The sequence below is a fragment of the Salinivibrio sp. IB643 genome (assembly GCF_001996105.1).
Classification (GTDB): domain Bacteria; phylum Pseudomonadota; class Gammaproteobacteria; order Enterobacterales; family Vibrionaceae; genus Salinivibrio; species Salinivibrio costicola.
Genome location: NZ_MUFF01000018.1, coordinates 45,551 through 52,440, shown reverse-complemented (window position 1 = coordinate 52,440; position 6,890 = coordinate 45,551). Strand labels below are relative to the sequence as shown.

The window sequence follows — 6,890 nt, the reverse complement described above, 5'->3', positions numbered from 1 at the left end:
ATGATAAATAGCGAATAAAAACTAAAAATAGCACAGATAACATACAAAAACGCACAAGAAGCGTCAGCGTCTTGTGCGTCATAAGGGAGAAAACAGCGATAAAACGGCGCTAGTCAGCCGATGACGAAAAGCGCTCTCGCACATGGCGGGCAAAGCCACTGCCTGCTTCTTGGTAGATATTAAAGGCTTCGTCCACACCCAGAGCCTTAAGTTGTTCCAACTCATCTTGGTACTTAGCAATCGCGGCCACTTTGCCCTTAAAGGGCGTTTGTCGGATTTGTTCCAGTGCCAGTGTATTGGCTTGGCTATTGGGCATAGCAAGTAAAATCAGTGATACGTTGCCATTTGAGACCGCTCGGGACCAAAAGTCGGGGTCGGTGGCATCACCTAGGATCACCCGCCGTCCTTCTTGCTGGTGGTGAGCGACGGATTCCTCTCGGGTATCAATCCCCACGATGGGCTGTTGATGAGTGGTCGCCAGTTCATCGTAGGCGCCTGTGCCGATACGCCCCATCCCCAATACCAATATGCTGGCGTCACCGAGATTAATGGGTTGTTCACTGGTGTGAAGTTTATCTGGAGCACGCTCGGGTAACCAGCGCGAGGCCCATGTATACAACGCGTTACTAAAGGTATTTAGCGGCGCAGAGAAGATAAAGCTGAGCGAGACTGCGATAGCAATAGAGACAAGAATCGGCCCAGGCATTAATCCGGTTTGGTACGCCAGTCCACCGACAATGAGACCAAATTCACTGAAGTTGAACAAGGTAAGGGTGGTAAACAGCGCGGTGCGCACACGATAGCGAAAACCACTAACGACCCAATAATACAAAATGCCTTTTATCGGCAGCAGTAACATTAAAATCAACGCAAAACTAAAACTTTGCCAAGTAGGTTGCTCGGATAAGCCAATATTGAGGAAAAAGCAGATTAAGAATAACTCTTTAATATTAAATAGAGATTTAGCCATTTCTGATGCGCGGGGATGGCTAGCGAGTAACATTCCCAAGATGAGCGCGCCTAAATCAGGCTTGATCCCGACCGCGCCAAATAGCCCGGCGCCAGCAACCAGTGCAAGGAAAATAGCGTAGAGTACCAGCATTTCCCCATGACCTGCCTTATCGAGTAGCTTGCCGAGTACGGGCTTGAGCAGAGGCAAAGCGAATAACAATAATGCGGTCAAATCAGGTGTTTTTCCTGAGGTGGCTGTCAAAAAGATCACCGCGAAGATGTCTTGCATGATCAGCATGCCAATCGCCAAGGTGCCATACGTCGCGTTGAGTTCGCCTTTATCTTGTAAGGCTTTAATCGCAAAGACGGTGCTAGAAAAAGATAACGCAAAACCGAGTAGCAGCATCTCTGACAGGCCCATGCTTGATAGCATGGGAAGACTCAAGGCTTTCAGGCCCATTAGCGCTAAGGTAAAAAAGCCGGTTGTCAGCACATTGTGCGCGGTAGCGCCAAACCAAATTTCTTTGGCAAACAGCGTTTTGACATCGAGCTTCAACCCAATTGTGAAAAGGAGAAGGGTGACCCCTAGTTCGGCTAGCTGGGTGATCACGGGGGTGGATTGATACCCCATTGCATGGAGAGCAAAACCGGCGAGCAGAAAGCCAACTAAAGGGGGAAGGTGGCAGCGCATTAATATGTAGCCACTGACAAAAGCGGTTGAGATAAAAACCAGTTCCATATTTTATACTTATTCCAGAGTTGAATGAGACAACGTCTTGTCTGTCACGTGGCTATAATGTACACGTTTTGTGGTCAATCTGTGAATGTAAAATAGTCACTAACTTGGCCGATGAGGGATAGATGTGAAAAGGGAGAAAAACGGGCTTACAGAGGAGCAAGCCCGATAGCATTATTCTTCGAGTAACTGTTGAAGGAGTTCACCGTTTAGCATCGCACGCTTGACTAAAGCAAACGCCGCCATAGTCGGCTGAGTTTGTAAATCCGCGCTAACGATCGCCAGTTTTTGGTGGAAGCTTGGCAGTGACTGGTTTTCTACACAGCGCTCAATGGCGGGGAATACCACACTTTTGGCGGCGGTGATCTTACCCGCAATGACAACCAGCTGCGGGTTAAACAGGTTCACCGTCATCGCGATCGCTTTACCCAAATGATTACCGACTTTGACTAAGACTTGACGGGCCAGCTCATCGCCTTGCTCGGCGGCTTGGCAAATGGCCTCGATGGTTAACGTTTGATCGTGCGTTAGGCTGCTGGGATGACCTTGAGCCAATAATTGCTGCGCATGCTCAATGATGGCCTCGTTTGATGCGACGGTTTCCAGGCAGCCAAAGTTACCACATTGGCATTTTTTACCGAGAGGGTCGATTTGAACATGGCCGAGTTCACCCACATTCCGGTTGTGACCGAGAAAGATCTGGCCATTGACGATAATCCCTGCCCCGGTTCCGTGATGCACACTGACCAGCATTGAATCGTAGTAGTCTTGACTGGCGCCAAAGTAGTGCTCAGCGAGTGCTTGTCCTCGAATATCGTTGCCAACAAAGGCTTGCACGCCAAATTCATCGCGCAGTGTATCGGCGAGCGCGAGTTGCTGAATATTAATATTGGGCATGTACTCGACCACACCAGTATCTGGGTCGACCAAACCTGGCATCACAACTGAAATGGCAATGAGCTCTCGAATGGCATGTTGGTGAGTATCAATAAATTGGCTCACGATATCGATTAAGCCTTTGACCAACTGATCTTGATCTTGGTAATGAAAGGTTTCACCGTGCTCAGCCAGTGAGGCACCGCTTAAGTCATACAAAGATAGCTCAATAAAATGACGCCCCAATCGCACGGCAAGCGTATGAAAAGGGACGCACTCGGTGGTCAGTGAAATGGCGCGACGTCCACCGGTTGAGGCCTGTTGTGCCACTTCTTTGATCAGGCCTCTTTCCAGGAGTTGGCGGGTTATTTTTGTCACACTTGCAGGAGCCAGTCGACTCACATCAGCAATTTGTATGCGTGAAATAGGCCCTTGTTGATCAATGAGTCGATAAACGGCTGCGCCGTTCAGTTGCTTTACGAGATCGACATTCCCAATTTTTCCGCCAGTCATAGGTGTCCTAGCTGTGTAAATAGTGCCCGTTTACGATCGTTGCTTGAATGTTGATTGAACGGTCAAAAATGGCAAGATTCGCGACTTTTCCGGGACGAATACTGCCATAATGCTGATCAATGCCCATTGCGCGAGCAGGATAGAGCGTCGCCATCCGCAAGGCTTCATCCAAGGCGATCCCTACATGCTCAACACTGTTATGCACCGCTCGGTCCATCGTCAATGCTGAGCCGCCAAGTGTACCATTTTCATCAACACACTTACCGTCGCGGTAATATACTTTCTTACCTACAAAAATAAAGTGATCCATGTCGGCTCCTGCTGGTGCGACTGCATCGGTAACCAACACTAATTTATCCCTTTTTACTTGGTGCGCGAGTCGAATATTGGCATATGACACATGAAAGCCATCGGCAATCACGCCGGTATAAACATCGGGGGTATCATAAATCGCACCGACCATCCCAGGCTCGCGCCCTGTGATCGATGTCATGGCATTAAACAGGTGCGTAGCAAAGCCGATACCATTGGCGAAGCCCTCTCTCGCTTCAGCGTAGGTCGCATTGGTATGTCCTGCCGAGACGATGATCCCTGCCTTTGTCAGCGCCTGGATATGGGCGCGGGGGGTGAGCTCGGGCGCGACGGTAACTTTTGTAATGACGTCTGCGTTATCGCATAAGTAGGCAATCATGTCATCGCTACTTGGGCGAATATAATCGGCGCTATGAATTCCTTTTTTTTGAGTATTTAAATAAGGCCCTTCTAAATGCAATCCAAGTGCTTGATGCGGGTGCTTGGCTTTATGGTCCCGCATTGCGGCGACAGCGGCTTTCATGTCGGCATCAGAGCTGGTGATCAGGGTAGGCAGGAAATTAGTGCAACCTGATTTAAGATTCGCTTGGTGCATGGTGTCGATGGTATCGGACGTAATGTCATCATTAAACATCACGCCGCCACAGCCATTCAGCTGCAGATCAATAAAACCAGGGCTAACCATCGCACCTTCTAGACTGCGTGTTTCAATGTCAGTGGAAAGCGCATGTTGTGGGCACACGTCTGCAATCAGGCCTTCCCGAATGACGATGGCATGATCATCAAGTACCTCATGGCCAGTAAAAATCCGGCAGTGGGTTAGAGCATACATGCTTAAATTCCTTATAAATGATGGATATTTTGGGCTTCAAGCTCTTGAAAGTACTTCACCGTTTTGACTTTTAGCTCTGCGGTTGAGGGCGAATCGCACACAATCATGGCCTTGGGATGAAGCTGCAGTGCCGAGACGGTCCAAAGATGATTGACTGACCCTTCCACCGCCGCTTCGAGCGCTTGCGCTTTATTGGCACCAGTAACCAGAATCATGACTTCTTCGGCATCGAGTAGCGTACCAACACCAATGGTGAGCGCGTGTTTTGGCACTTGATTGATATCATTATCAAAGAAGCGAGAGTTTGCCACACGCGTGTCTTCGGTCAAGGTTTTGATCCGAGTTCGCGATGCTAACGAAGAGGCCGGTTCATTAAATGCAATGTGGCCATCGTTACCCACACCGCCCATAAAGAGATGAATTTTGCCGTAGGCTTTGATTTTTTCTTCATAGCCTTGGCATTCCGCCTCGATATCGGTCGCATTTCCATCAAGCAGGTTGATGTTTTTTTCTTGAATATCAATGTGGTTAAAGAAGTTTTCATACATAAAGGTACGATAGGCCTGCGGATGATTGGCCGGGATACCACAGTATTCGTCCATATTGAATGTCACCACATGTTCAAAGCTAATTTCGCCTTTTTTATGAAGTTTAATCAATTGGTTGTAGGTATTCAGTGGGGTGCCACCGGTCGGCAAACCTAACACAAAAGGGTGGTCTGCGGTCGGGGCAAACTGGTTAATGGTATCGACGATGTAACGCGCCGACCAAAGACCAACTTGCTGGCTGGTTTGTAAAGGAATGAGTCGCATGAGTCACCTCGGTAATCGGTTCCGGAATCTAGGCTCTAGCATAACGGATATGTACATTTATTTTCATCATAAAATAAGTTTTATGATCAGGCTAACAATTTTCTTCTGTTTTGGGGTTGTTCGGTGATGATGCTCACAAATAGCACGGGTTTAATTTGCGAAGCGAATTTATTGCCATAAACTGCAAGTGAATAACATTGCTTTACAAAAGAAGTGATTTAATAAAAAGTCCTTGAGTGAATGCTCAAGTGGTGGTTCCAGCAAAGGCGCATAGACGCACAATTGCTGAACACAGAAAAATACACAGGGGGAACGACGGTGAATATTCTTGGTTATGCACAACGTATAGGTCGTGCGCTGATGGTGCCGGTAGCGGTACTACCTGCAGCTGCGATCTTAATGGGGGTCGGTTACTGGCTGGATCCAACCGGTTGGGGCGCAAATAATGCCCTTGCTGCTTTTATGATTAAGTCAGGCGCGGCGATCATTGATAACATGTCCGTCTTATTTGCCATTGGTGTGGCATATGGGATGTCAAAAGATAAAGACGGTGCGGCGGCACTGGCGGGCTTTGTTGGCTTTATGGTGATCACCACGTTATGTGCCCCAGGCGCGGTTAGCCAAATTGGTTTAATCGATATTTCTCTGGGTAACAATGAGTTAGCGTTTAGCAAAATCAATAACCAGTTTATCGGTATCTTGATTGGTGTGGTATCGGCTGAGCTTTATAATCGCTATAGCGGCGTTGAGCTGCCAAAAGCGTTGGCCTTCTTTAGTGGTAAACGCTTGGTACCTATCCTGGTATCTGTGGTGGCTATCGCCATTTCGTTTGTACTGATGTTTGTCTGGCCTGTGGTGTTTGGTGGCCTGGTTCACTTCGGTGAAAGCATTACCAACTTAGGCGCCGCCGGTGCTGGTCTTTACGGCTTCTTTAACCGCCTACTTATTCCAGTCGGGCTGCATCATGCGCTGAATGCGGTATTCTGGTTCGATACCGTCGGGATTAATGACTTGGGTCGTTTCTGGCTCGGTGCGCAAGGCCTAGAATCTGGTGAGGCGATTAAAGGCGCTACAGGTATGTATATGGCCGGTTTCTTCCCCGTGATGATGTTTGGCCTACCGGGTGCAGCGTTGGCTATGTATCACACCGCTCGCCCAGAGAATAAAGCACGTGTAGCATCGATCATGATTGCGGCAGGTTTTGCGGCTTTCTTTACCGGGGTGACTGAACCGCTTGAGTTTGCCTTCCTGTTCGTCGCGCCAGTGCTATTTGTCTTGCATGCGTTCTTGACCGGTATTTCGTTGTTCATTGCTGCAACGTTCAATTGGACGGCAGGCTTTGGTTTCTCGGCAGGCCTTGTTGACTTGGTGTTGTCTTCGAAAAACCCTGTCGCCAACGAATGGTATATGCTTCCTGTCATGGGGCTGGTGTTCTTTGTGCTCTACTATGCCACCTTCCGAGCGGCTATCATGGCAATGAACTTGAAAACGCCAGGTCGAGAAGATGACGCGGTTGAAAGTGCGCCTGCCAACAACAGTGGCAAGAGTGATAATCGTGAACTTGCGCGTCAATATTTGAAAGCATTAGGCGGCCATCAAAACCTGACTTCGATTGATGCCTGTATTACGCGTTTGCGTCTGTCAGTTGCTGACCGTGATATTGTTGATGAAGCGAAGCTGAAAGCGATTGGTGCGATGGGCGTGGTTAAACTCGGCGAAAATAACTTGCAGGTTATCCTCGGTCCATTGGCAGAGATTATTGCCGGGGAGCTCAAGCAGATCCCTGAAGATGAAGATCTCTCCAAGGTGTCGTTGCCTTAAACTTAGTTTGAATGATAAATAATGACGATGAAAACGC

The 6,890-nt window shown here is 48.4% G+C and carries 5 protein-coding genes; 1 reads left to right on the top strand and 4 read right to left on the bottom strand.

Features of this window, described 5'->3' with window-relative positions; genetic code table 11:
• Nucleotides 1-109: 109 nt before the first annotated feature.
• From BZG77_RS09480 to nagB, 4 genes are all read right to left on the bottom strand, one after another.
• Entirely contained in the window at nt 110-1,690 is a 1,581-nt protein-coding gene (locus tag BZG77_RS09480) for a cation:proton antiporter family protein (RefSeq protein WP_077647057.1), read from the bottom strand.
• Between the two features lie 171 nt (nt 1,691-1,861).
• Nucleotides 1,862-3,076, bottom strand: coding sequence for a DNA-binding transcriptional regulator NagC (nagC, locus tag BZG77_RS09475; RefSeq protein ID WP_077647056.1), 1,215 nt, complete (start codon nt 3,074-3,076; stop codon nt 1,862-1,864).
• A gap of 7 nt (nt 3,077-3,083) precedes the next feature.
• Complete coding sequence (gene nagA / locus BZG77_RS09470) at nt 3,084-4,220, bottom strand: N-acetylglucosamine-6-phosphate deacetylase (protein ID WP_077647055.1); 1,137 nt, start codon at nt 4,218-4,220, stop codon at nt 3,084-3,086.
• Between the two features lie 11 nt (nt 4,221-4,231).
• Nucleotides 4,232-5,032 (bottom strand): glucosamine-6-phosphate deaminase, encoded by an 801-nt coding sequence (gene nagB / locus BZG77_RS09465; RefSeq protein ID WP_077647054.1) that lies wholly within the window; start codon nt 5,030-5,032, stop codon nt 4,232-4,234.
• Between the two features lie 318 nt (nt 5,033-5,350).
• Here nagB and nagE point away from each other — a divergent pair, with 318 nt between their 5' ends.
• Nucleotides 5,351-6,853: an N-acetylglucosamine-specific PTS transporter subunit IIBC gene (gene nagE, locus BZG77_RS09460; protein WP_077647053.1), complete on the top strand. Its 1,503-nt coding sequence runs from the start codon at nt 5,351-5,353 to the stop codon at nt 6,851-6,853.
• Nucleotides 6,854-6,890 lie beyond the last annotated feature (37 nt).